Source organism: Methylobacterium sp. WL119, assembly GCF_008039875.1.
Classification (GTDB): Bacteria; Pseudomonadota; Alphaproteobacteria; order Rhizobiales; family Beijerinckiaceae; genus Methylobacterium.
In genome coordinates this window covers 25,488-49,283 of record NZ_VRUU01000031.1, presented here as the reverse complement: position 1 = coordinate 49,283, position 23,796 = coordinate 25,488, and the positions used below count along the sequence as shown (strand labels likewise).

The 23,796-nt window shown below is 71.0% G+C and carries 29 protein-coding genes; 8 read left to right on the top strand and 21 right to left on the bottom strand.

Annotation, left to right across the window (positions count from 1 at the left end; all coding sequences use genetic code 11):
- Positions 1 to 298 precede the first annotated feature (298 nt).
- From FV227_RS13475 to FV227_RS13460, 4 genes are all read right to left on the bottom strand, one after another.
- Positions 299 to 544 carry a hypothetical protein gene (locus tag FV227_RS13475; RefSeq protein ID WP_147859151.1) on the bottom strand — a complete coding sequence of 82 codons (246 nt, stop codon included), beginning with the start codon at positions 542 to 544 and terminating at the stop codon, positions 299 to 301.
- Between the two features lie 31 nt (positions 545 to 575).
- The gene (locus FV227_RS13470; RefSeq protein WP_246686465.1) at positions 576 to 836 is read right to left on the bottom strand and encodes a hypothetical protein; all 261 of its coding nucleotides are present in this window, start codon (positions 834 to 836) and stop codon (positions 576 to 578) included.
- A 141-nt stretch (positions 837 to 977) separates the two neighbouring features.
- Positions 978 to 1,145 (bottom strand): hypothetical protein, encoded by a 168-nt coding sequence (locus FV227_RS13465; RefSeq protein ID WP_246686466.1) that lies wholly within the window; start codon positions 1,143 to 1,145, stop codon positions 978 to 980.
- Positions 1,146 to 1,262: 117 nt separating this feature from the next.
- Entirely contained in the window at positions 1,263 to 1,802 is a 540-nt protein-coding gene (locus tag FV227_RS13460) for a hypothetical protein (protein ID WP_147726196.1), read from the bottom strand.
- Positions 1,803 to 2,302: 500 nt separating this feature from the next.
- Between FV227_RS13460 and FV227_RS13450 the strand changes: the two genes are divergently transcribed.
- The 3 genes from FV227_RS13450 to FV227_RS13440 are packed head-to-tail and all read left to right on the top strand — an operon-like array spanning position 2,303 to position 3,209.
- Entirely contained in the window at positions 2,303 to 2,641 is a 339-nt protein-coding gene (locus FV227_RS13450; protein ID WP_246686467.1) for a hypothetical protein, read from the top strand.
- Positions 2,638 to 2,994 (top strand): hypothetical protein, encoded by a 357-nt coding sequence (locus FV227_RS13445; RefSeq protein WP_147859150.1) that lies wholly within the window; start codon positions 2,638 to 2,640, stop codon positions 2,992 to 2,994. Before FV227_RS13450 ends, FV227_RS13445 begins: the two co-directional genes overlap by 4 nt.
- The gene (locus FV227_RS13440; protein ID WP_147726200.1) at positions 2,991 to 3,209 is read left to right on the top strand and encodes a hypothetical protein; all 219 of its coding nucleotides are present in this window, start codon (positions 2,991 to 2,993) and stop codon (positions 3,207 to 3,209) included. The genes FV227_RS13445 and FV227_RS13440 overlap by 4 nt, the downstream gene beginning before the upstream one ends.
- 558 nt (positions 3,210 to 3,767) lie before the next feature.
- Here the strand turns inward: FV227_RS13440 and FV227_RS13435 are convergent.
- The 10 genes from FV227_RS13435 to FV227_RS13395 all read right to left on the bottom strand — a co-directional run bounded on the left by FV227_RS13435 (position 3,768) and on the right by FV227_RS13395 (position 13,756).
- Positions 3,768 to 4,472 carry a L,D-transpeptidase gene (locus FV227_RS13435; RefSeq protein WP_147859149.1) on the bottom strand — a complete coding sequence of 235 codons (705 nt, stop codon included), beginning with the start codon at positions 4,470 to 4,472 and terminating at the stop codon, positions 3,768 to 3,770.
- A gap of 396 nt (positions 4,473 to 4,868) precedes the next feature.
- Positions 4,869 to 5,810 carry a Brp/Blh family beta-carotene 15,15'-dioxygenase gene (locus FV227_RS13430; RefSeq protein ID WP_147726202.1) on the bottom strand — a complete coding sequence of 314 codons (942 nt, stop codon included), beginning with the start codon at positions 5,808 to 5,810 and terminating at the stop codon, positions 4,869 to 4,871.
- A complete protein-coding gene (locus tag FV227_RS13425; protein ID WP_147726203.1) occupies positions 5,810 to 6,562 on the bottom strand; it encodes a bacteriorhodopsin in 753 nt (250 codons plus the stop codon). Before FV227_RS13425 ends, FV227_RS13430 begins: the two co-directional genes overlap by 1 nt.
- Before the next feature lie 235 nt (positions 6,563 to 6,797).
- Positions 6,798 to 7,097, bottom strand: coding sequence for an amidohydrolase family protein (locus tag FV227_RS29510; RefSeq protein ID WP_210246717.1), 300 nt, complete (start codon positions 7,095 to 7,097; stop codon positions 6,798 to 6,800).
- A 15-nt stretch (positions 7,098 to 7,112) separates the two neighbouring features.
- Positions 7,113 to 8,162: a hypothetical protein gene (locus FV227_RS13420; RefSeq protein ID WP_210246716.1), complete on the bottom strand. Its 1,050-nt coding sequence runs from the start codon at positions 8,160 to 8,162 to the stop codon at positions 7,113 to 7,115.
- Between the two features lie 209 nt (positions 8,163 to 8,371).
- Positions 8,372 to 9,697: an LLM class flavin-dependent oxidoreductase gene (locus tag FV227_RS13415; RefSeq protein WP_147726204.1), complete on the bottom strand. Its 1,326-nt coding sequence runs from the start codon at positions 9,695 to 9,697 to the stop codon at positions 8,372 to 8,374.
- A complete protein-coding gene (locus FV227_RS13410; protein ID WP_147859148.1) occupies positions 9,694 to 11,061 on the bottom strand; it encodes an LLM class flavin-dependent oxidoreductase in 1,368 nt (455 codons plus the stop codon). The genes FV227_RS13415 and FV227_RS13410 overlap by 4 nt, the downstream gene beginning before the upstream one ends.
- Before the next feature lie 109 nt (positions 11,062 to 11,170).
- Positions 11,171 to 11,692, bottom strand: coding sequence for a cupin domain-containing protein (locus tag FV227_RS13405; RefSeq protein ID WP_147726206.1), 522 nt, complete (start codon positions 11,690 to 11,692; stop codon positions 11,171 to 11,173).
- Positions 11,693 to 11,717: 25 nt separating this feature from the next.
- Entirely contained in the window at positions 11,718 to 12,653 is a 936-nt protein-coding gene (locus FV227_RS13400; RefSeq protein ID WP_147859147.1) for an ABC transporter substrate-binding protein, read from the bottom strand.
- Positions 12,653 to 13,756, bottom strand: a complete 1,104-nt coding sequence (locus FV227_RS13395) for an LLM class flavin-dependent oxidoreductase (RefSeq protein ID WP_147726208.1) — start codon at positions 13,754 to 13,756, stop codon at positions 12,653 to 12,655. Before FV227_RS13395 ends, FV227_RS13400 begins: the two co-directional genes overlap by 1 nt.
- A gap of 418 nt (positions 13,757 to 14,174) precedes the next feature.
- Between FV227_RS13395 and FV227_RS29010 the strand changes: the two genes are divergently transcribed.
- Entirely contained in the window at positions 14,175 to 14,342 is a 168-nt protein-coding gene (locus FV227_RS29010; protein ID WP_187274790.1) for a hypothetical protein, read from the top strand.
- Between the two features lie 87 nt (positions 14,343 to 14,429).
- On the opposite strand, the gene FV227_RS29005 is transcribed toward FV227_RS29010, so the two are convergent.
- The 5 genes from FV227_RS29005 to FV227_RS13375 form a co-directional block, all read right to left on the bottom strand.
- Complete coding sequence (locus FV227_RS29005; protein ID WP_187274789.1) at positions 14,430 to 14,597, bottom strand: hypothetical protein; 168 nt, start codon at positions 14,595 to 14,597, stop codon at positions 14,430 to 14,432.
- Complete coding sequence (locus FV227_RS30330; protein WP_147859146.1) at positions 14,594 to 14,995, bottom strand: collagen-like protein; 402 nt, start codon at positions 14,993 to 14,995, stop codon at positions 14,594 to 14,596. Before FV227_RS30330 ends, FV227_RS29005 begins: the two co-directional genes overlap by 4 nt.
- 85 nt (positions 14,996 to 15,080) lie before the next feature.
- Positions 15,081 to 15,356, bottom strand: coding sequence for a PsiF family protein (locus FV227_RS13385; RefSeq protein WP_147728969.1), 276 nt, complete (start codon positions 15,354 to 15,356; stop codon positions 15,081 to 15,083).
- A gap of 284 nt (positions 15,357 to 15,640) precedes the next feature.
- Positions 15,641 to 15,844 carry a hypothetical protein gene (locus FV227_RS13380; protein ID WP_147728968.1) on the bottom strand — a complete coding sequence of 68 codons (204 nt, stop codon included), beginning with the start codon at positions 15,842 to 15,844 and terminating at the stop codon, positions 15,641 to 15,643.
- A 170-nt stretch (positions 15,845 to 16,014) separates the two neighbouring features.
- Entirely contained in the window at positions 16,015 to 16,248 is a 234-nt protein-coding gene (locus FV227_RS13375) for a DUF2171 domain-containing protein (protein WP_147728967.1), read from the bottom strand.
- A 273-nt stretch (positions 16,249 to 16,521) separates the two neighbouring features.
- On the opposite strand from FV227_RS13375, the gene FV227_RS13370 reads away from it, so the two are divergent.
- On the top strand, positions 16,522 to 17,184 hold the full coding sequence (locus tag FV227_RS13370) for an SAM-dependent methyltransferase (RefSeq protein WP_147728971.1): 663 nt from the start codon (positions 16,522 to 16,524) through the stop codon (positions 17,182 to 17,184).
- A 78-nt stretch (positions 17,185 to 17,262) separates the two neighbouring features.
- Here the strand turns inward: FV227_RS13370 and FV227_RS13365 are convergent, their stop codons facing one another.
- Together FV227_RS13365 and FV227_RS29835 are read right to left on the bottom strand one after the other, a co-directional pair.
- Entirely contained in the window at positions 17,263 to 18,609 is a 1,347-nt protein-coding gene (locus FV227_RS13365) for an amino acid permease (RefSeq protein ID WP_246686473.1), read from the bottom strand.
- 165 nt (positions 18,610 to 18,774) lie between these two features.
- A complete protein-coding gene (locus FV227_RS29835; protein ID WP_246686469.1) occupies positions 18,775 to 19,269 on the bottom strand; it encodes a hypothetical protein in 495 nt (164 codons plus the stop codon).
- Positions 19,270 to 19,448: 179 nt separating this feature from the next.
- Between FV227_RS29835 and FV227_RS29830 the strand changes: the two genes are divergently transcribed.
- Genes FV227_RS29830 through FV227_RS13350 form a run of 3 tightly spaced genes read left to right on the top strand, consistent with a single transcriptional unit; the run spans position 19,449 to position 23,753 of the window.
- A complete protein-coding gene (locus FV227_RS29830; protein WP_246686470.1) occupies positions 19,449 to 19,886 on the top strand; it encodes a DUF559 domain-containing protein in 438 nt (145 codons plus the stop codon).
- Positions 19,883 to 20,569, top strand: a complete 687-nt coding sequence (locus tag FV227_RS13355; RefSeq protein ID WP_147729365.1) for a hypothetical protein — start codon at positions 19,883 to 19,885, stop codon at positions 20,567 to 20,569. Before FV227_RS29830 ends, FV227_RS13355 begins: the two co-directional genes overlap by 4 nt.
- Positions 20,570 to 20,576: 7 nt before the next feature.
- Entirely contained in the window at positions 20,577 to 23,753 is a 3,177-nt protein-coding gene (locus FV227_RS13350) for an ATP-binding protein (protein WP_147859145.1), read from the top strand.
- Positions 23,754 to 23,796 lie beyond the last annotated feature (43 nt).

The window sequence follows — 23,796 nt, the reverse complement described above, 5'->3', positions numbered from 1 at the left end:
TTGGGCCGGCAGGCCTCGACCAAAGGCTCCAGTTCAGACCACTGGGCGTCGCTCAGCATCGTCCCTCCTGCTCAGAGAAACGAAAACGCTAGCCAAGCCAATCCGTTCAGACGACAACAGGCCCTAGCTCTCCGGCAGCAGACAAACGACCACGCTGCGATCGAAGAGAGCGAGGAGCAGCCGAGCCAGCGATCTCCTCAATGTCTTACGCTGTGCCGGACGTAGGCCTGCCTGAAGCGTGGCAGTCTGAAAGCGAGCCCCGAAGTGCTACCCTAGGGTCACTGAACCGTCGGTCTGATCAACTGCGAGGACCGCGGACATCCGGATCACGCTGTTCCCAGGCCGATAAGGCAGCGTTAGCCGCTTCGACGATCGCTCCCGTGGAGCCGATGCCGATCTGCGGACGGATCGCTTCAACAAGCCGCGTGACGATCGTCTGCTCCTCAAGAAGGTAAGCAGGCATCGTCGCCTGCCGGCAGAGCGCTGCGTAGACGTTCTCGGCAATTACCCGTGCGGCGCGGTCAGGATCCGGCGTGTCGCTCATTTCAGATGACCCTTCGCATACGGGTGGTCGGTCAGTGCTCCACCGGCTGCTCAACGAACGAACGTATTCCGTCCTTGGCGACCGCATGTTCGAAAGCCTCGAAGGCGTCCTCATCGTTCGCGAAGGTGCCGGTCCAGGCCGTGTGCCCGCCTTCGTGGTCAACGACCTCTAGGGTCCATTCGTCCGCGGTGCCGGCGAACCGGTAAATATGGACCTGCACCGTGACGCCGTCGCGGGTGACGCTGCCGCCGAGCGGGGAGTCCTCGATCTCGCAGTCAGGGATGCCAGCCATCGATCGTTCCTTTGGTTCGCGCCCTCGGGATCCTCACGGTGCTGCACGTACCCCTGGCCGGGCGCGGTGGTATGTCAAAGATCCGGCACGTCCGCATCGAGCCAGTCCGCCGCTGCTTTCAGGTTCGGGAACTTGTGCGCCTCACTTGTGAAAGGCGCCGGCAAGGGTGAGCTGTCGGCGAGTGGTTCGGCTGTCCAAATCGCCTTCGTACCCATCCCGCGACACATCGCGGACCAAACTGCCGACCACTTGGCCGTCGAGGATGAGATCGAAACTGCCGGGGGCGAGGCGTTTGAGGCTGTAGGGCATCAGCATCTCTCGGAGCGAAGGCGCGATCAGGATCTAGCGTAGCGCTCACTTCAGGCGGCCCTTCGCCTTCAAGTGCTCGTCGCAGTCCAATTGGATCCAGCTCAGAAGGGCCTCGGCCTACGCGGCTTCCTCAGCACGATCATCGTCCGCCTGATCATGATCCGATCCGTCTGCTTCCTCGCTTTCCTGATCGTGGCTCTTAGGATCGTCGCTTCCTGGGTCCGCAATTTGAGTGCCAGAGCGATAGGAGTCGCCCTGACGTACCAATTCTCCACTGGTTGCCATCACGCTAAGGTACGTGGCCAACGTGTTCGCAGCTACGTCATGCAAACGCTCCGTGATCTGCGCGTGAGATAGGCCCTGCGAACCGGCTTCCTCTAAGAGCGCCTTCAACCGACCCTTCGCGGAGTTGGCCCGAGGTCCACGAGGACCGCGGGTAGCGCGAGGTTGATCATCGCTAGCGGCAGCACGACGGCGCTTTGGCTGATCGTCAGTGTTATCCTCCATCGGCGTGCCCTCGACGATCGATGCGAGCGACCGCTCTGCCAAGCGGAGCTTCGATAGCTCGCCACTCACCCGTTCAAACTCAGCCTCAAGAGCCTCGCGCTGGTGCCTCACGTTGGCCAGAGCTTGCGTGAGCGTGCTGTCTTTTGTCATTGGTAGATCGACTTCTCTAATTTCGAATTGAGTTCCTGTAGGCGTAGTGGCTACACGCCCTAATCCGCGCCCTCGGGATCCTCACGATGCCGGACGTACCCCTGGCCCGTGAGCCAGTCCGTCAAGGCATGTCGGATTGCCTCTGGACGTGAGGGCTTCGGCTCCGGCTGGTCTGCAATCCAGGCGTCGAGGGGAGAGACCTGCGTCGGCATCAGCCGCACCAGGACAGGCGTCGCATCCGTCGCCGGGCGACCGCGCTTCTTTTTTCCAATATCGCCTATTGACGCCATGCATTAGACGATATTATAAATCGGCTCGGCCCGCAACGGTGTTTGCACCACCGCGCGGGCCTGACCACCATCGAGCCGCAGAGATCGATCATTGCTAACCACGCCCATAGCACACGCACGCCCTTATTACCCCAGGCTGGCGCTCCGTCGGCCTTATTACCCCGCGGGGCTGGGAGGCAGCTTGGTCCCGTCACCGTGGCCCTTTGTGCCATGCGGACAGCCGATCCCGACCAAGCCGCACACGACGCCATCGAGGCGATCCGCCGAGGCTTGGATCGCCACTTCTGCTATGCCGACCACGAGCGCCTGCAGGCCCTTCGCCAGCGCGTTGCGGATCGCATCGAAGCCGACCTTGCTCTACTGGATACCCTGGATGGCGACCCGGACTTAGACGCCGACCATATGACATGTGAGCGGGCGGCTGACGGTAGCCTCTACCTGCTCGGCCGTTCCACGGACGACGAGGATGGCGACAACAGCTGCGGCGACCTCGATGGCTCGCTTGAGCAGCATGGCCACGGCGCCTTCAACGATGTGGTGTTCGCATGAGCGCCCCATCAGACCGCCGCGGGTTCCTCCGCGGCCTCGTCTTGCTCCCGCTCATCGGCGGCGGCGTGACGCTCATCGGCAACCCGATCAAAGCGGCCGAAGCAACCTCCATCCCGTGCGCCGAGAGCTATGCGGCGTGGCTCCATTACGAACAGCGGGCTTTGCAGAACGCTCTCTATCCGGGGATCGGCGAGGGGTACTACATACCGCAAACCTGTCCCGGCGCGACGTTTCATTTCGATGATCACTTCGGGAACGAGGGCTGGTGGCAGAGGGTCGGCGCCGAGGCCATGGCGCGCGCCCCGGTGGTTCTGGCAGCGGTCGGATGCGATTGGCGGGAGGCTCGCCGATGAGCAATCCGTCCGCTTGGGAGGCCATCGGCGACCTAGAAGGTGACGATCGCGACGTGGCGCGCTGGGGCCAAGTCGTTAGCACCATGGCCGAAGCGCAGGCCCATGGATCGAAGCCGCTGATCACGGTCGCTTATGCGATCGTGGATCTCGGCAAAAAGCTGACGGCGCAATGGGAGGCGGCCATGGATGCCGCACGGCAGGGGGACAGGCGATGAGAGTCCTCCTCGCCGCTCTTGCCATCGCGAACATCCGGTGGGCCGTCGCCGACCTCGCTCGAGCCGAACGGCTCGCCAACGAGTCCGATGCTGCTCTCGCCCTGGCAGGGGAGCGCCGGCGGCTAGCCGAGAATTTGGCTCGCCGCGCAGGCCTTGGCAGCCTGCTTTAGGCCGCGCCGCGTGAGTGATGACGTCCGCGCCCGGCGTGAGGCAGGAAGGGGCCAACCTCAAGCGGGCGCGGACGGTCTGACCGAAGCCTAACTGGCGACACTTACCGGTCAGTTGTTTCGATGAAATTACCGCTTGGTCACATCGCTAGCGGCCCCGCGGCTGGCCGCCCTCGTCCGCTATCGTTCGCCTAAATTTGTCGAACGTATGTGGGTGAGAACGTGGGTAGGCATTGATGAAAAATCAGTAAAGGACTGCGTCTAATGGAGATCTACGAACGTACTCGCGGACACCCCTTCCGCCTGACTTCCCGCCTTCCTCGGCGCGGCGCAGACCGCCGCCGCGAGACCGCGCGCCGGCTCGGCTTCCCGGGCAGGGTCGAACGTTCGGCTACGCCGGGAGGACGACTACCTTGGTCTTCACCAGCGTCCGGGCGTAGAGGTGGATCATGTCCTGGCTGAGCAGGCCGACGCAGCCGCTCGTGATGCCGGTGCCGATCGTGTCGGGCTCGCTCGAGGCGTAGATCGTGTAGAGCGTGTAGGCGCCGTTCTGGTAGAGATGCAGGGTGCGGGCGCCCAGCGGGTTGTCGAGGCCGCCCGGCATGCCGCGGGCGTATTGGGCCGCCTCCGGCTGGCGCCGGATCATCTCCTTGGGCGGCGTCCAGGTCGCCCACTCGGACTTGCGGCCGACATAGGCGTCGCCGTGCCAGAGGAACCCGTCGCGCCCGACATTGGCGCCGTAGCGGGTCGCGGCTCCGTCGCCTTCGATGCGGTAGACGTAGTAGTTGGCGGGATCGACGACGATCGTGCCGGGCGCTTCCTTGGTCTCGTAGCGCACCGTCCGGCGATAGTATTTCGGGTCGAACTTGCTGATGTCGACCGCCGGGATCGGGAACTTCTCGTCCGGCATCGGCCCGTAGGTCTTGGCCGCCTCGGCCAGCAGGATGCCGTCGGTGGTCGCGCAGCTGCCGAGGCCGAGGGCGCCGAGGCCGACCGCCGAGCCGGCCAGGAACGACCGGCGGCTCAGAAGCGCCGTCCGAAGCCGAGCGGTCCGGTCCATCGCGCCGGCATCGGCACGCCCACCATCCATGATCATGATCCCGAGCGTCCCATGTCCTGCGGCCCGATCGAAGCACGCTCCGACCGACGCTGCGCCAATGTACTGCCAAGCCGAGACCGGTGACAGCCGACGGGACTTGCAAGCTCGGCTTTTGCGTCGGGAGTGTGGCAAAAGTCACTCGGCGGCTCTGATCGACCGCCGACGGCGACTTCGGAACATCAGTCGAATGCACTTGCCGCGAGTCGCACTTGCGTTCGGAACTGTCCGACACTGGGCGATCGCGGTGACGATCGTTGCGCGTCGCCGGGCTCGCCCGCGGTGGCCGGCGCGGAAGGATCGATGCCGAAGTGATCGATGCCGAGGTCCCTCGGGCGAGCCCGGAGCCGGATCCGATTGGATCGCCGCGCGATCCGCGCATCGAAGGCTCCGGGATCAGCCGTGCGACCGGCTCGCGATGCGGTCGAGGAGGACGTGCGGCACGGTCAGGGCGGACAGCATCTGGAGCGTCAGAGTCAGGAGGTTGGCCGGCGCATCCGCGGCGCCGGCGGCGTAGAGCGGCCACAGCCCCGCGCCGAGCAGCAGCGTCAACGCGAAGACCGGCAGCGCGGCGCGGACGGCGCGCGGCATCGTGTCGACGCCGGGCGCCTTCGCCGGGTCCCGCACCAGCGCCCGCATGTGCCGGGGGCCATGGAGGACGACGAAGTACAGGGTGAACGCGGTGAGCGGCGGCAGCAGCCAGAAGGCAGCGGCCAGGACGAATATCTCGGCCAGCACCGCCGGCCGCACGCGACGGCCGAGGAGCCAGGCCGCCGCGAGGGCGAGCCAGAGCCAGGCGGCGGCCGTCCACCAGGCGGGAAGCGACGGCATCGGCACCCGTGCGACCGCCGAGAAGATCTCCGCCGTCTCGGGCGGATGCAGGAGCGCCGGCAGGGCGATCGGGAGGCCACCGCGCACGAGCGCCTCGAATGGTCGGCCCGGGCCCGAATCCTCCTCGCCGAAATGCAGGACCGACAACCCGAGGAAGCCCGCAAGCGTCGCAAGGGGGGCGATCTGCCAGGCCAGGAGGACGAGGGCCGAGAGGCCGAGATAGGGAACGGCGAAGACCCCGAACCACGCCCGGCCGTAGCGCGGGCGCAGCAGCGGGGCCGCCACCGCGCCGTCAAGCGCACCGTGCGGAACGCCGAGGACGATGACGACCGTCAGGGCGACGAGCCAGGAGGCTTCGCGCGGGAGGAACGCGGAGGCGACCAGCCCGAGCGCGACGAGCGCGGCGGCGAGCTGCGGCAGGCCGGTCACCCCCGCATGGATGCGGTGGCGGCTCGCGCCGTCGGGCCCCGCGAGGCGGGAGAGGGACGATCGAGCCGCCAGGGGCATCAGGCCGCCCGGCGCAGCGGCGTCGTGGCCGTCCGCCCCTCCGCCAGGTCGCGGTCGACGGCGCGGGTCGTCTCCAGCGTCGCCATGATGCCGTAGACGACCTTGGCGGTGAGATCGAGGATCGCGATCACCGCCAGCGCGAGGCTCGGCGACAGGATGCCGAGGCCGTCCTGGCCGACGAGCAGCACCACCGGGTAGGCGCACCACACCCCGGTGAGGAATACGGCATTGCGCAGGAAGGCCTTGCGCACGTCGGCCCGCTCGCCGGCGTTCTCCTCGCGCAGCTGCACGAAGATCCCGTAGAACACGGCCAGGAACGCGCCGCAGGAGATGGCGAACCACGTCCACTTCACGGCGGCGACGTCGGACAGGCCGAAGGCCAGGGCCGTCACGATCATGAGCAGGTCGGAGCCGATCAGCCCCCAGACGACGGCCGGCCGGCGCATGCCGGAATGCATCGCGGTGCGCGAGAGCCCGACGAGCAGGAGCGGCGTGGTGAAGGTCCAGTCGATGTAGCGTGCGAAGTAGAACTGCCGCGCAGCCTCCGCCGCATCGGGACCGGCTGGAAGGATGATGCTGCCCTGGCCCGTCGCCATGGCGAAGTAGGAGCAGGCCGCGATGATCGGCACGATTCCGTGGATGATCCCGTCGGCTTCTTCGGCGGGCGTGCGCCGCTTCGCGATGAACAGGATCACGGCGGCGCCTGCCGCCATTCCTGCAAAGCCCAGCCACAGCCAGAATTGAGGCGTCATAAATCTCTCGTCGGTATGGGGATGAAAGGGGCGCCCAGGACCGTGGCGCCCCTGCCCAATCACCCTCGCCCCCGATTGTTGCCAAGCCGCCGCGTCACAGGCGCGTGAGCCCCTGCGGCGCGTCGCCGCCTCGGCGAACGCGGGGTTCCGCCCTGTCCTGCGAGCGCTCGGCCTCGGCCGGCGTGCCGGGGCAGCATCGCAGGCTCCGCCAAAATGCCGACGCTGCGACGCGCCGTCAGGGCGCGGCAGACGGGGCGACCGCCTGCTGCCGCCCGCGCTGCCAGACCTCGACGATCCGGGTGCTGGCGGCGATGTCCTCGGACGGATCGGCGGCGAGCACGACGAAATCGGCGCGGCGACCCGCTTCCAGGCGGCCGCGGTCGGCGAGGCCGAGGAGGTCGGCCGCCCGCGCCGTCGCGATGGTCAGGGCTTCCATCTGCGTGAACCCGGCCTGCACCATCAGCGCCAGCTCGCGGTGCTCGGCCACGCCGGGGACGCGCTCGGGGGCCGCGCCGCTGTCGGTCCCGAACCCGATCCGGACGCCGGCGGTCTAGAGCCTCTTGAGGTTCGCGAGGTTCGTGGCCAGCGAGTCGCGCGCGGCCTGCGCCTTGGCGCTCGCGCGGGTGTCGCGCTGCCAGGCGGGGTCGTCGAACCGCGCCTTGAGGTCGGGCGCGAGCGCTGTCCGGACGAAGGGCGTTTGCGCCCAGGCCGGCGCGTCGGCGTAGGCGAAGGTCGCCTCGTCGAGGGCCAGGGTCGCGATGTACCAGGTGTCGTGCGCCTTCAGCAGCGCGACGAAGTCCGGGTCGACCGGCTTGTCGCGGACGCCGTGCGCCAACACGTCGGCTCCGGCCCGGACCACGGCCCGCGCGTCCTCGAGATCGTGGACGTGGGCCGCGACCCGCAAGCCGAGGCGATGGGCCTCGTCGATCACCGCCGCGTAGACGGAAGGCTGCATCTTGGCCGGTACGGAGCCGCCGAAATCGTCGAGCCAGAGCTTCACCATGTCGGTGCCGCGCGCCTTCATCGCGCGGACCGCGTCGCGGCCCTCGTCGGCGTTCGCCGGGCGGAAGAGCTGATCCGGGCTGACGCGCACCATCGCCTGCGGCGGGCCGCCGTCGGGCACCCCGATGCCGCGGTCGACGCCGAACAGGTCGGCGTCGGGGATGAGACCCGCATGCGCCTCGTTACGGATCTCGGGCATGATCGCGCCGTTGAGCCCGAGCGCCATGATCGTGGTGACGCCCCGGGCGGTGTAGGCTTCGAGCTGGGCGAGGATGTTCTCGCGCGTGTAGTTCCAGGCGCCGATGTCGACGCCCCTTACGATGCCGACGTGTGAGTGATCGGAGATCAGTCCCGGCATGATCGTGTGCCCGGGCCGTTCGCGGATCTCGGCGTCGGACGGCACCGCGACCGCCATGCGCGGCCCCGCCGCGACGATGCGGTCGCCGTCGACGACCAGCACCGCATCCGCGACCGGCTCGGCCGACAGGCCGTCGATCAGCCGGATGCCGGTGAAGGCGAGCGGCTTGGCGGCGGCTCCGCCGATGCAGGACAGGCTCGTGGCGACGGCCAGGGCCGACAGCAGCGCGTTCCGACGCATCGCACTCTCCTCCCGGATCGCCGACGGGACGTCGCCGGTCGCTCTTTCTGGCGTGCGACCTGGGACCCCGCGCGGTTCTCGAGCTGCGATCTGACGGCGTTTCATCCGGTTTGTCGAGGCGATCCGGGCGTGCGGTGCCGCCCGGCGCTTCGATCCGCCTCGGACCTGCGCACGGGCGTGCCGGGATGAATCGTCTGCCGGGTGCGCCCTCAGGTGAAGAAGCGGTTGCCCGGGCGCGGCAGGCCGAGATGGTCGCGCAGGGTCGTCCCCTCGTAGTTCCGGCGGAACAGGCCGCGGCGCTGCAGTTCCGGCACCAGCCGGTCGACCACGTCGTCGAGGCCTTCCGGCACGAAGGGGAACATCACGTTGAAGCCGTCGCAGGCCCGGCCGTCGAGCCATTCCTCCATCCGGTCGGCGACCTGTGCCGCGGTCCCGACCATCTGAAGGCCGCCGTAGCCGCCGACCTTGCGCGCCAGCTCCCGCACCGTCGCGCCGGTCCTGCGAGCGTAGTCGACGATCTGCGCCTGCCCGCTCTTGCTCGCGTTGGTCTCGGGGATCTCGGGCAGCGGCGCGTCGAGGGCGAAGCCCGAGGCGTCGACGCCGAGGCGCACCGAGAGGTTGGCGAGCCCGCTGTCGGGATGGACGAGGTCGTCGAGCCGCGCCTTCTTGTCCCTGGCCTCGTCCTCGGTCCCGCCCAGCACCACGAAGGCGCCGGGCAGGATCTTGAGGTGTTCCGGGTCGCGGCCGAGCGCCGGCATGCGTCCCTTCACGTCGGCGTAGAACGACTGGCCCGCCTCCAGGGTGGAGCTCGACCCGAACACCACCTCGGCGGTCTCGGCGGCGATCTGGCGTCCGGCTTCGGAGGCGCCGGCCTGCACGATCACCGGCCAGCCCTGCACCGGCCGGGCGACGTTGAGGGGGCCCTTCACCTTCAGGAACGCGCCGCGGTGATCGAGGACGTGCATCCTGTCGGGGTCGAAGAACAGCCCGCTCTCGGGGTCCATGCGGAAGGCGTCGTCGGCGAACGAATCCCAGAGGCCGGTCACCACGTCGAAGAACTCGCGGGCGCGGGCGTAGCGGGTGGCGTGCTCGACATGCGCGTCGCGGCCGAAGTTGTGCGCCTCGTCGGGATTGCCCGAGGTGACGAGGTTCCAGCCGGCGCGGCCCTTCGAGATGTGGTCGAGCGAGGCGAACTTGCGAGCGACGTGGTAGGGCTCGTTGTAGGTCGTCGAGGCGGTGGCGATCAGCCCGATGCGCTCGGTGACCATGGCGAGCGCTGGCAGCAGGGTCAGCGGATCGAACGAGGTCACGGTGGCCGAGCGGCGCAAGGCCGCCGGCGGCATGTTCATCACCGCGAGATGGTCGGCCATGAAGAAGGCATCGAACTTCGCCGCCTCCAGCCGGCGGGCGAAGTGGACGAGATGCTCGAGGTTGAAGTTGGCGTCCGGGTACCCGCCGGGATAGCGCCACCAGGCGGTATGGATGCCGAGCGGGCGCATGAACGCCCCGAGATGCAGGCGTCGGTCCCGGCTCATCGTCCCTCCTTCGTGCCGCTGCCCGAGCCGGACGGCGCCGTTGGGCCGAAGCCCGCGGGCGGACGCGTGCCGAGATGCCCGCGCAGCGTGCGGCCCTCGTACTCCGTCCGGACGAGGCCGCGCCGGCGCAGCTCCGGCAGGACCAGCTCGATGAAGTCGTCGAGGCCGCCGGGCAGGGTCGCGGGCATGATGTTGAAGCCATCGGCGCCGCCGGCGCGGAAGCGGGCTTCCATCTCGTCGGCGATCTGCATGGGCGTGCCGACGATCTGCGAGTGGCCCCGCGCCCCGGCGATCCGCAGGTAGAGCTGGCGCAGGGTCAGCCCCTCGCGGCGGGCGAGGTCGAACATCAGCTGCTGGCGCGACTTGGCGCCCTCGGCCTCCTGCAGCTCCGGCACCGGGCCGTCGGGATCGAACCCGGAGAGGTCGAAGCCGCCGACCATCCGCTCGAGCAGGGCGAGGCCCACCACCGGGTCGATCAGGTCCTGCAGCGCCTCGAACTTGGCCCGCGCCTCCGCCTCGCTGCGCCCGACAACGGGAAACAGGCCCGGCATGACCTTGAGGTCGCCGGGCTCGCGGCCGAACCGCGGCAGGCGCGCCTTGAGGTCGCCGGCGAACTCGACCGCTTCCGCGAGCGTCTGGTTGGCGGTGAACACGACCTCGGCGGTGCGGGCCGCCAGATCCTTGCCCGGCCCCGACGAGCCCGCCTGCACCACCACCGGCTGGCCCTGCGGCGTGCGCGCGATGTTGAGTGGTCCGCGCACCTCGAAATGCGTGCCGCGATGGTTCAGCGGGCGGAAGCCGTCCGGCTTCGAGAACTGGCCGCTGGCGCGATCGATGACGACGGCGCCGTCGTCCCAGGTGTTCCACAGGCCCAGCACCACGTCGACGAACTCCTCGGCCCGGGCGTAGCGGTCGCCGTGGCGGGCGATGCCGGCCTCGCCGAAATTGGCGGCCTCGGCGTCGGTCGTGGAGGTCACGAGGTTCCAGCCGGCCCGGCCGCCGCTGAGGTGGTCGAGCGAGGCGAAGCGCCGGGCGACGTTGTAGGGCTCGTTGAAGCTGGTCGAGGTGGTCGCGACGAGCCCGATCCGGCTGGTGACGGCGGCCAGCGCCGACAGCAGCGTTACCGGCTCGAAATGCGCCGAGCGCGCGGTCCGCTCGCTCGAGCGCAGGTTCGAGTCGCGGATGCCGGAGCCGTCCTCGAGGAAGACGAGGTCGAACTTCGCCGCCTCGGCCCGCTGCGCCCAGCCGACATAGCGCTTGAGGTTGAGGCCGCCGTCGGCCTCGCTCGACGGGTGGCGCCAGCCCGCCACGTGGTGGCCGGTGGCGTAGAAGAACGCGCCGAGGCGCATCGTGTCCTGTCCCAAGGTGTCCCGCCCCGCCGGCCGATGGTGAATGTCGCGCTGGGCCTCTCGGGTGCCCGCATTGCAGAACGCGCCGCGACCTGCGCCGTTTCAGCACTCGCGGCGCCGGGCCTCAAGGATGCTTGTGGATCGGATCGATCCAGTGGACGGTTTCGGGCCGCTCCACCGGCTCGACCTCCGGGATGTTGACCACCACCGCCTCGTTGTCGGAGCGCACGAGCACGCATTGCAGCGTCTCGTCGGGCGAGGCGTTGATCTCCTGATGCGGCACGTAGGGCGGCACGAAGATGAAGTCGCCGGGGCCCGCTTCGGCGACGTATTCGAGCCGGTCGCCCCAGCGCATCCGGGCGCGCCCCGACAGCACGAAGATCACGCTCTCCAGCGCGCCGTGATGGTGCACCCCGGTCTTGGCGTCGGGCTCGATCGCCACGGTGCCGGCCCAGATCTTCTGCGCGCCGACGCGGGCATGGTTGATCGCCGCCTGCCGGAACATGCCCGGCGTCTGCGCCGTGTTGGCGTCGAGCCTGTCGCCGGGGATCACCCGGACGCCGTCGTGCTTCCAGCGCTCGGCGCCCGGACCCGGCTCGGCCTGGGCGTGCGGGTGGTCGTGCGGGTCGTCGTGGTGATCGTGCATCGCTCGAATCCTGCTCGTCGGCCGATCAGCGTAACGCAGCCGGTTGCGGGAATCCCGTGTCGAAGATCGCCTCGGCCCGCGGCGCGCGCGCCTTCGGGATCAGGCCTGCGCGCACGTAGAGGTCGATGTTGGCCTGCTCGTCGGCGATCACGGCCTCGTCGATCGGGACGTTGCGGTACTGCGCCCGGCCGAACCAGCGCAGCGGCACCGCCTCCGGCAGGCCGATGAGCTTCGACCAGACCTTCGCGTAGGGGGCGGGGTCGCCGAGCGCCCAGGCCCGGGCCCGCGCGAGCCGCTCCCCGAAATCGGCGAGCAGCGCGCGCTTGCCCTTCAGCGCGGCGTCGCTCGCCACGGCGAAGCTGAGGCCGGGCGTGATGCCGTTGCCGTCGCGCACGACACGGACCAGGCCCGCGAGCTCGGCGGTGGAGGTGTAGGGCTCCCAGGTCGCCCAGTCGTAGACGCTGCCCGAGGCCAGGGCGATCTTGGCGTCGGCCGGCGGCAGGAAGCTCAGGGTGACGGCATCGGCCGGCAGCCCGGCCTCCCCCAGGGCCGCGAGCACCACCTGATGCCCGATCGAGCCGCGGTTCGTCGCGATGCGCCTGCCCTTGAGATCGGCGACCGTGCGGATCGGTGAATCCGCCGCCGCCAGGATCGCGAGCCCGTCCTGGCGGTTCCGGAAGGCGAGGAAGGCCTTGACCGGAACGCCCGCGGCGGCGGCGAAGGTGAAGGGCGCGTCGCCGACGCCGCCGGCATCGATCGCGCCGGCGTTCAGGGCCTCGAGCAACGGGGCGGCGGCCGGGAACTCGCTCCAGGCCAGCCGGTAGGGCAGCCCGTCGAGGACGCCGGCGGCCTCCATCAGCGCGCGTGCGTTGCCGCGCTGGTCGCCGACCCGGAGGACGTCCTCGGCCCGGGCGGGGACCAGGGCAACGAGGAGCGCGAGAACCGTCAGGAGCGCGCGCATCAGGCGGCGTCCGCGGTGGCGGAGCGGTTGGCGAGCTGCGCGCGGAAGGCCGGCAGCAGGTCGCGACCGTAGCCGATCGCATCCTCCAGCGGATCGAAGCCGCGGATCAGGAAGGTGCGCACGCCGAGGTCGTGATAGTCGAGCAGCGCCTCGGCGACCTGATCGGGCGTGCCGACGAGCGCGGTGGAATTGCCGGCCGCGCCGGTCTCGGCGGCGATCGCCGTGTAGAGGCGCTTGTCCAGGCGGGTGCCGCTCGCGGCCGCCGCGAGGAGCCTTCGCGCGCCCTCGTTCTGCGGGGTCGCCGCGGGGCCGAGGCCCCTGGCCGCGCGCAAAGCCTTGGTCCTGGCGAGGATCGCCTCGGCCCGCGTCCAGGCCGCCGCCTCCGTGTCGGCGAGGATCGGCCGGAACGACAGGCTGAAGCGCGGATTCCGGCCGTAGGGGGCCGCCGCGGCGCGGACGCGGGCGATGAGGTCGCGGACCTGATCCAGCGTCTCGCCCCAGAGGGCGTAGGTGTCGGCATGGCGCCCGGCCACGTCGAGCGCCGCCGGCGAGGCGCCGCCGAAGAACACCGGGATGCCGTCGGCCCGCACCGGCTTCACCTCCGAGAACCCCTGCTCGACCTGGTAGAAGCTGCCGGCATAGTCGAACGGCGTTTCCGCGGTCCAGGACAGGCGCGCGACGTCGAGGAATTCCCGCGTCCTGGCGTAGCGCTCGTCCTTGCTCAGGTGATCGCCGTCGCGTGCCAGGTCCCGATCGTCGCCGCCGCTGATCGCGTGGATGGCGATGCGGCCGCCGGTGAGCTGGTCGAGCGTCGCGAATTGCCGGGCGGCCACCGTCGGCGCGGTGAAGCCGGTGCGATGGGCGATCATCAGCCCGATCCGTCGCGTCACCGCCGCGATCCGGGACGCGATCAGCAGGGCGTCCGGCGCCGTCGAGTAGGCGGCAACGAGGATGCGGTCGAAGCCGCCGGCCTCGTGCGCCTGAGCGAGGCGGTCGAGGTAGTCCCGGTCGATCGCCGGACCCTCCGCCGGATGGATCTCGGAGGTCAGGCGAGGAGCCGCGAAGCCGATGAACTCGACGGCATCGGGCGGGAGATGGCTCATGGGACTCTCCTGATCGCTCGGGCGTTCGAAGGCCGGGGTGCCGTGCGCTGCGATGGCGCGTGCAGCCGCCCGAAGCGGTCGACCCGAGCGAGGACGCGCGTCCGACGCCTGTCGGACGGGACCGGGAAGGGTTGCGAAAAATCCGACCGTCCTCGCCCGAAGTCAACGAGAGGGAATTTTTAATGCAGACGGCGAGCCAGAAAGACGATCTCCGATCTGGGGCTGCTGGCGAACTATATTCTACTCTTCGAAAGGCTCCTGACCTTCTGCCCTTCGTCCGATCCCGCGACATCATCGGCGACATCGGGAGCGGCACCGAACCCTCGCCGTCTTGCGAACGGATGCGTGCGCTCGATGCCGTTATCGATCGACGGACGCCTTCTTCCTGGAGCGCGCCGAGGGCAACCCTTACGCCAACGTGCGGGCGACGACGCAGGCGCTCGCGCACGACCCGCACATCGAGCGCCTCTTGGTGCCGCTGCAATTGGAGTCGGTCGCCGGCTTCATCCGCGAGCGCGACCGCGGCTCGGTGATCCAGGGTCCGCCAGCATCGTCCGCATCGGCCGGCGGGCAAATCATCCGGTAGGGCGCCGCGGACCATCGCGGCGCATGGTGCGCAAGGGCGTCGTCCGCTCGATGCCGGGGGCATGCACGGCAGTACCGGTCAGCGCCGTCACCGCCGCCTGGTCCGCAGGGCCAAACCCAGCGTGCCCGGCCAGAACACGAGGCTCAGGGCGATGACGGGCCAGAGATTGCGCCCCTTCCAGGCCGCGATCCCGGCCGGCAGGAGCAGGATGGGGATGGCGACCGCGAGGAAGAGCCAGAACTGGAGGTCGCTCATGGCTTCTTCAGGCGGGTCGCGACCGGTCGGGCGTTCTCGGCGGGCTTGGACTGCAGGTCCATGCATCCGACGGTGGCGATGCCGTCGGTGATCGTGACCGAGGGAAGCACCGCGTAGCCTTGGCAATAGGCGCCGATCAGGATCTCGTCGCGCCGGCAGAGCACGTCCTGCCGCACCAGGCCGTCGAGGGCGGGGCCGACGGGACCGGGCTCGCCGCGCTCGCCCCTGTCGCCGGTCGCGCCGCGCTGCCCGGTCGCGCCGGTGAGGCCCGCGTCCCCTCGGGGGCCGGGCGGGCCGGTGTCGCCCTTCGGCCCGGCCGGGCCGGCGGGGCCGGGCTTCGGATCCTGGCAGCTGCCGAGGGCGAGCAGGATGCAGGCACCGAGGAGGGACAGCCGCATCCGGCCGACCTCATCACCGATGGGCCGACGTCGCGGACGCACGGTCGGCGAGAGCGGGATCAAGGCGGCGCGCCGGACGACCGGATCAGGATCGGCCGTGCTTGCACGAATTCCGGAAGGCCTTGCGCGCCTTGCCGTGCAGGCCCTGCTTGTCGGCCTGCATCGAGCATTCCTTCGATCGCGCGGTGCGATCCGCCTTCGGCGCCGCGGGCTTGCTCCCCGGTGCGGTGGGATTGGCCGCCGGTGCGGTGGCCGCCGACCCCGGCACCGCGCCGGGCGCGTTCGCCGTGCCCTGCGCACGTGCGGGGGCGACGAGGAGAAGGCTGCTGGCGACCAGCGAGGCGGCGAGACCGAGCTTCATGATGGTAGGCTCCCGTGAGGCGGCTGAAACGGATCCGCCCGGCCCGGCGTTCCGCCCCACACGGATCGTTGATCGACGCGTTTGCGCGGGTTCTGCGACTCCGGTCCGATTCGAACGCCGTTCGGTCATTCTTCGGCAACCTGTCTGCCGCACCATGCCTTCACTGCCTCGGCAGCCAGCAGATCTGCCCGATCCGCTGCGGCGGCCCTGCCTGCCCTCTCGGGCAGGGTCGCCTCCCCGGGCCTGGCGCGACGCTCCCCCGGCCCTTCCGTCCCGATCGTCTGTCACGGCTCCGAGACTTCGGGGGCGGCGCCTTCGCCGTCCTCCGTGCCGTCGCGGCCGGCCTCGGGCGGGGCTTCCTCCATCTCGGTGGTCTGCAGCCAGGTCATCAGGCGCTGCAGGCTGTCGAGGGACGGTTCCTCGGGGCGAGCGGTGGCGAGCGCCGCGCGGACTTCGCGCAGAAACGCCTCGGCATCGTCATCGGACATCGCGGCTCAACACGGTTGATGCCATTCCCGGTCGCTCATCGGAGACGATGACGGAGCCCGGCAGCCGTTGGCCGGGGGCTCGTCGCCCGTTGCGCCGAACGCCGTGGATACCGCGTTCGGGCCTGTGCGGGGACGGAACGCGACGCCCCGGCGCCGCGGATCCCATGGGGTCAGGACGTCGACCACTCGCGCTTGACCTCCTCGGCCGGCCGGTCGAGGCGGACGGTGTCGCCCTCGACCGCCTGGACGAAGTCGACCGGGATATAGTGGTGCAGGCCCCCGGCGGCCGCGTCCTTCTTCGTCAGCTTAATCTCGCCCTTGTCGACGTGATCGACCGTGCCGACGTGGGCTCCGTCCGAGCCGACGACCTCGGCGTGTTCCTTGATCTGCCCGACGTCGACCATGCGTTTTCTCCCATAATACGGCTGTCTCAACGGGATGCGCCGCGTCGATGTTCCTCGTTCACGCTCCCGGCACAGGCCGTCGATCGGGCATGAACTGTCGATCGGGCCGTCCTGACGCTGGCTGGCTCCGGCGGAACTGTCCCGGGCGGATGCGGTTGCGCTCATCACAGGCCTACGGACGGGGTGAGGTTCATCGTGCGCGACTGCAAGCGACCGTCACGCCGGAGCCTGCTGCGATCCGGGGGCGGCGTCGTCGCCGGCACGCTGCTCGGGATGACGGCCGCCGCGGGTGCGGAGAGCGAGGCGGGAGGGCCGGCTGTGACGGAGACGGGCCGGCGCGCGAAGTCCCTCGACACCGACTACTTCAAGGGCATGTACGCCACCGAGGCCGATCCCTGGCAGTTCGCCTCGAGCGCCTACGAGCGTGCCAAGTACCAGGCGACGCTCGCCGCCCTGCCCCGGCACCGCTACGCGTCCGCCCTCGATGTCGGCTGCTCGATCGGGGTGTTCACGCACCAGCTCTGTCAGCGCTGCGATGCCGTGGTCGGGCTCGACGTGGTTCCCTCCGTGATCGAGGCGGCCCGCGCCCGCTGCGCCGATTGCGCGAATGCGCGCTTCCAGCTCGCCGCCGTTCCGGGGCAATGGCCCGACGGGCGGTTCGACCTGATCGTGATCTCGGAGGTGGCCTACTACCTCGACCGGGCCGATCTCGCGCGTCTCGTCGCACGGGTGGAGAACGCGGTGCTGCCCGAGGCCGACATCGTGCTGGTGCACTGGCTCGGCGTCACCCACTACCCGCTTTCCGGCGACGACGCGGCCGAAGGCTTCATCGCCGGCGCGAAGGGCTTCGCGCGGGTGCTGGCGCAGTCGCGAACCGCCGAGTACCGGCTCGACGTGCTGCGCGCGACCAAGCCGGGCGCCGCCTCGACGCCGTGATCGCGCTTCGGGAACGGTGCGCGCCAGCGGTCTCGGCCGGCCTCGCGTCGCACGCATCGGCTTCGGGATCGAGCGGCCTCATCGCATCGGCGTCCGGTCCCTGCGCCGGGCCAGCCCGTCCGCGACGACGAAGAGCAGCAGGCCGGCCAGCATCAGGAGGAAGCCCGCGAGCGACTGGAGCGGTCGCGAGGCGACCAGGTGGACCAGCATGAACAGCGTGACGCCGAGGAAGATCAGCGGCGTGACCGGATAGCCCCAGGCGCGGACCGGCCGCGGCAGGTCGGGCCGGGTGATGCGCAGCCTGATCACGCCGAGGACGGTGAGGAACGAGCACAGGATCAGGCTGAACTGGATGAATTCCAGCACCGCCTCGAAGCTGCGGGTGAGGAGCAGCAGGCTCGCGACGACGGCCTGCAGCAGGGTCGCGGCCACGGGCACGCCGGTGCGGGCGCGCCGCGCGAACATGCGCAGCAAGGGCGCGTCCTCGCCCATCGCCACGGTGACGCTCGGCCCGATCCACATCATGGCGCTGATCGTCGGGATCAGGCCGAGGCAGATCAGGATGCCGACGAGCCGCCCACCCGCCTCGCCGAACACGTGGCGCCCGCTGATCAGGGCGACCTCGATCTGCCCGGCGAGCTCCGCGGTCGGCGTCGTGTAGAGGAACACCGCGTTCAGCGCGACGTAGAGCACGAGCACGACGCCCGTCCCGACGAACAGCGCCCGCGGCAGGCTGCGCGGCGGATCGGCCAGGTCCCCGACGATGTAGGTCGCCGCGTTCCAGCCCGTGTAGGCGTACATCACGAAGACGAGGCTCACCGCGAAGCTCGCGCTGAAGATCTGGCCCGGGTCGGCGGCGCTCGGCGCGAAGTCGGTCGACCCGCCCCCGCCGCCGGCGAAGCCCGCGACGATGAAGAGCACGATCAGCGCGAGCTTCAGCAGCGTGAAGCCGACCTGGATCGCATCGCCGTGGCGGCCCCCGACCAGGCGGATGGCGGTCACCCCCCAGACGACCGCGAGGCCGAGGGGCAAGGGCGGGGTCCCCGGCAGGATCGCCTGCGCATACTGGCCGAACGCCATCGCCGCGAGCGCCACCGGCGTGGCGAATCCGACAGTCGCCGAGAGCCAGCCGGCCATGAAGCCGAAGGCGGGGCCGTAGGCGCGGGTGAGGAAGTTGTACTCGCCGCTGGAGCGGGGAAACATCGCCGCCAGCTCGGCGTAGCTGAACGCCCCGCACAGGGCGACGACGCCGCCGACGAACCACAGCAGCAGCAGCGTGAAGCCGGACGTGATGTCCGTGACCTGGAAGCCGAGGCTGGTGAAGACGCCGACCCCGACCATGTCGGCGATCACGATCGACGTCGCCGCCCGGGTCGAGACGAGCGGCGCCGTTCGCGTCGCGGGCGGATCACCGATGTCGGGCATGGCCGCGATCATCGCCGCGCCGACCCGCGCGATCAAGCGCGAGGGCTCGGGCACCGGATACGGCGCGGTTCCGACCGGAGAGGGGCAGGCACCGGCCTCGGCGGATGCGGACACCGATCGGCAGGCACCCGCCGCGCGACATCGGGACACGGGCGGTCCGCAACCTCACGGTGACGATCCGGTAGCGCCGAGCCGTCGATCCGTGTTGAAAGGTTGCGGAAACGCGGGGGGCGGAAGCGTCGGCATGAGGCTTCGGACGTGAGCACGATCCCCGATCGCGCCGACGCCGCCGGATGCGGGGATGCGCCGCGCCGGCGGTTGCCGCTCGGCGAGCTCGGGCGGACGATCCAGGGTCTGCGGGCGGGCGAGCGGCTCGTCCTCGTCGGCATCGGGCGCGACGGCGTCGGCGCCGCCCTCGACGCGGCGGGTGCGGCGGAGCGGGGCGTGCTGTTCCTCGAAGCCGACGCGGCGCGGACGGCCGAGGCCGTGCTCGATCGCCTGCTCGACGACTTCGCCGACCTCGCCCTTTCCCGGTGGCCCGACTGGCACGGCCTCGACGCGGCTGCCGATGCCGCGCCCGACGACCTGGGCGTGTCCCGCCCCTGGCTCAGGGCGGCGGCCAAGCGCGCGGGCGCCGGCGCCCGGCCGCGGTTCCGGCATCTCGATCGGGGTTTCGAGCTCGCCCAGCTGCTTCGGACGATCTATCCGGCGGGCGTCGCGCTCGTCGCGGAGGTCGATCCGTCGAGCCCGGTCCGCGCGGCCGCGCTGATCGAGGCGCTGGAGCGGTGCGCCGCCTGCGGCGCCGCCTTGGTCGTCGCGCTGCCGGCGGCCCGCCCCCGATGCCGCCCTACGACCGGGTTCTCTACGGTGCGTACGAGGTTCTGCGCGAGCCGGTCGCCGCCGCGGTGCGCTTCATCCCGGCCCGCTCCCGCGCCCACCCTGCCAGTGCCGTGGAGCGGCGGATGGAGGAGGCGCGGGACGCCGACCTTGCCGGCCTGTTCGGGGGCAACGCCCGCGTGCTGCTCGGCGGCGGCCGGTTCGTGCCCCGGGTCGACCTGCTGTGGGAGGCGGGCGGCGTCGTGGTCGAGCTCGACGGACCCGAGCACCGCGCCGCGGCGGCCTTCGACGCCGACCGCCACCGGGACTACGAACTCCTGGTCGCCGGCTATCTCGTGCTGCGCCTCACCAACGCGCAGGTGGAGGCCGATCCGGGCCTGGCGATCGAGAAGATCCGCGCCGTCGTGCGGCGCGCGCGAGCGCTGAAGGGGTTTCGATGAGTGAGCCGACGCCGACGCAGAGCCTGGTTCTCTGGTGCCTCCTGGGGCGCTGCGGCCGTGCCGCGCAAGGCACGCTGGTGCCGGCGGTGAGAAAGCCGGATCGGGAGGCCCTGGCCGCCGCGGGCCTGATCGCCGTCGAGAAGGCCGGCCGGTCGTTCGTCCTCTCGGTGACGGATCGGGGCTGGCACTGGGCCGGGCGGAACCTGCAGGCGCCGCTGCCGCCGAACCTACGCGTCCTTCGGGATTGGCTCGGGCGCATCGATCGCCACCTCGCCGCGACCGGGCAGACGCTGGCGGACCTGGTCGGCTCCCCGCCGGAAACTGCGCCCGAACCCGCTCCCGAGACCAAGGCGGCTCCGAAGCGCCGGGCGGCGGCCCCGCGAAAGGCCGCGCCGAAGGCGGGAAGGCCCCTCGGCCCGCGCCAGCTGCGCGCGCGCATCGAGGCCGCCTATCTCGACCTCACCGGCGGCGCCCGCGCCGAGGCCGTTCGGCTCAGCGACCTGCGCGCGGCGCTCGCCGACCTCGACCGCGCCACGGTGGATTCGGGCCTTGCCGCCATCCTCCGGAAGGACGCGACCGCCCGCCTCAGCCAGTTCAGCGACCCGAAGGCCCTCACGCCGGCCGAGCACGCCGCCGCCTACAGCCCGGCCGGCGAACCCTTCCACATCCTCTGGATCCGGTGACCGCCCGATGAGCGACGCCCTCGACGCCCTGCGCCGTGTCGATTTCGACTGGGTCCGCACCCTCGACAGCATCTGGATCGACGCGCCGCCGACCGGCGCCCCCAACGAGGCCCTGGTGCCGGCGCTGGTCGCGGACCTCCGCGCCGAGGCGCGCACCCCCGACCAGCGGGCCAAGGGACGCGCTCTCGTCGGCCAGCCCGGCATCGGCAAGACCCATCTCGTCGGGCAGCTGCGCCGCGAGGTCTGGCGGCAGGGTGGCTGGTTCGTCCCCCTCGACGTGCTCGGCCTGACCGATTTCTGGCGCAGCGCGGCGCTCAGCTTCGTCACGGCCCTGCTCCAGGCGATGCCGGACGGGCGCCGCCAGTCGGACGCCGTGCTGGCGGGCGTCGCCCGCCGGTTCAAGGTCGAGGCCCAGGTCGAGGCTGCGTTCAACACTCCCAACATGGACGCGCGCCGCATCGTCGACGTGCTGGTCAGGGCCCTGATGAGCGTCGACGCGGCGCGGGCGCTGAAGCACCTCGATGTCTTCCGCGCCCTGTGCCTGCTGCGCTCCCAGGATTTCAGCGCCGTCGGCCTCGCGCATGCGTGGCTTCAGGGCTACGACGCCGACCCGGGCGAGCGGGCCGCGCTGGGCTTCAAGACGCCGCCGCCGGCCCCGATCGACCTCGTGCGCGGCATGTGCTGGATCATGGCGCTGAGCGGGCCGACGCTCATCGCCATCGACCAGATCGACGGCGTGATCGAGGCGAGCCGGCTCGCGGCCACGGACGACCTCGACGGGGCGGCGGGCCTCGCCGAGGTGCTCGGCGCCGGCCTTCTCGAGCTCCACACCGTCTGCGACCGCAGCATGACCGTGGTGACCTGCCTCCCGGAATCCTGGGCCCGCCTCGGCGAGCGGACCACGGGGGCGACGCGGCACCGCTTCACGGGCGACATCTACCTCCGCGGGATGAGCGATCGCACGGCCGCCGCCGCGCTGATCGTCGGGCGCATGCGCCCGGCCTGCCTTGAGGCCGGCTTCACGCCGCCCTTCCCGTCCTGGCCCTACAGCGAGGCCGCGATCGCGGCGGCCGCCGAGGCCGGGATGATGCCGCGCACGATCCTGATGCGGTGCGACGCCTTCCGCCGCGCCTGCCTGGCGGAGGGGCGGGTCTCCCTCTGCGACGACCTGACGGGGCGGATCGAGAAAGTGGATCGGGACACGTCCGAGACGCTCTTCGACCTCGCCGGCGCGAAGGCGAGAGCCGAGATCGGCGACCTCCTCGACGGGGAGGACGACGCCCTCGCCGAGGTGCTGCGCGCGGCCTTCGACCTCTACGCGCTGGAGGACGACCCGGACGACGCCCTCGACGTGGCGAGCAAGGGCGAGCCGGAGCAGAGGATCCCGCCGCTGCACGGCCGCCTGACGCTGACCCACCGGGACGAGAACGACCGCGAGCGGCACGTCTGCTACCGCGCGCTGCTGCACCAGAACGCCATCGCCTTCCAGGCTCGGCTGCGGGCGGCGCTCACCGCCTCGGGCATCTCGGCCCGCATGCCGGGGCGGGAGCTGCTGATCGTCCGGCGCGGGCCGGTGCCGGGCGGCGCCAAGACCAAGCAGCTGGTCGACCTGTTCACCGCGGCCAACGGCGTGCTGATCGACCCGGACGAGGACGACCTGCGCACCTTCGTCGCGTTGCGCGACCTGCGGGATGCGGCGTCGGCGGAGGGGCGGCTCGACCGCTTCGAGGCCTGGCTCCGGGCCGGGCGCTTCGTGCGCGCGACCGCCCTCTTCCAGCGGGCCGGCCTCGGCGAGCCGGATGCCGGCCCGCGCCGCTCCCCGGCGTCCGCGGTGGAGGACGCCCCCGTCATGCCGCGCGAGACCGCATCGGCGGGGGCGGGTCACGCGCTGCCGCCGCCCCGCCCCGGCCGCGGCGAGGACCGCCCGCGTCCGAACGGCGAGGCGAATGCGGCGCCGTCCGAGATCCCGATCGGTCATCGCATGAGCGCGGGCGGCGAGCCCGTGACCCTGCCGATCCGGCTGCTGCCGCGCCACACCGCGATCATCGCCGGCTCGGGCTCGGGCAAGACCGTGCTGCTGCGCCGCCTCGTCGAGGAGGCGGCGCTGGCCGGCATTCCGGCCATCGTGATCGATCCCAACAACGACCTGTCGCGCCTCGGCGAAGCCTGGCCCGAGCGGCCGGGCCGGTTCACCGCAGACGACGACGCCAAGGCCCGCGTCTACCGGGCCCGGGTCGAGGTCGTGGTCTGGACGCCGGGGGTGCATGCCGGCAACCCGGTGTTCCTGTCGGCGATGCCGGATTTTCGCGGCCTCGGCGACGACCGCGACGAGCGCCAGCAGGCCGTCGAGATGGCCGCCGAGACGCTGGGGCCGCTCGCCGGCGCGAAGAAGGAGCTGCAACGCGGCGTCCTCGCCGACGCGCTCCGCCTGTTCGCGGCCGACGGCGGCGGCGACCTCGCGGCCTTCACCGCGCTACTGGCCGATCTGCCCGACGACGTGAGCCGCATCCGCGAGGCCGGCAAGCTCGCCGCCGGCATGGCCGACCAGCTCCACGCCGCAGTGGCGACGAACCCTCTGCTGAAGGCCGAGGGCGCGGCACTCGATCCCGCGATCCTGTTCTTCGGCGGCGACCGCACCCGCATCTCCGTGATCAACCTCGCCGGCCTCGGATCGGACGCGGCCCGGGAGGATTTCGTCAACCGGCTGCAGATGGCCCTGTTCGGCTGGGTCAAGCGCAACCCGTCGCCGCGCGGCCTGCTCTACGTGGTGGACGAGGCGCAAACCTTCCTGCCCGCGCAGCGGCAGGCGCTGAGCCTCGGCAGCGGCATCAAGCTGGTGGCGCAGGCGCGAAAGTACGGGCTCGGCATGATCGTCGCGACGCAGGTGCCGCGCGGCATCCACAATCAGGTGGTCTCGAACTGCACGACGCAGGTCTTCGGCCGGCAGAGCGCGCCCGCGACCATCGCGGCGGCCCAGGAGATCCTGGCCGCCAGCGGCGGGACGGCGGCGGATATCGGCAAGCTCGGAGCGGGCGAGTTCTACTTCGCCACCGAGGGCTCCGGCCGCCCGGTCAAGCTGCGGACGCCGCTGTGCCTGAGCCACCACCCGGCGAACCCGCCGACGCCCGAGCAGGTCGTCGACATCGCCAGGCGCTCGGCCGTCGGCCCCGCGACGCCGCGGTGACGCGCCGATGCCCGGCCGGCGCCGCGCGAGGGTCCATCCTCGG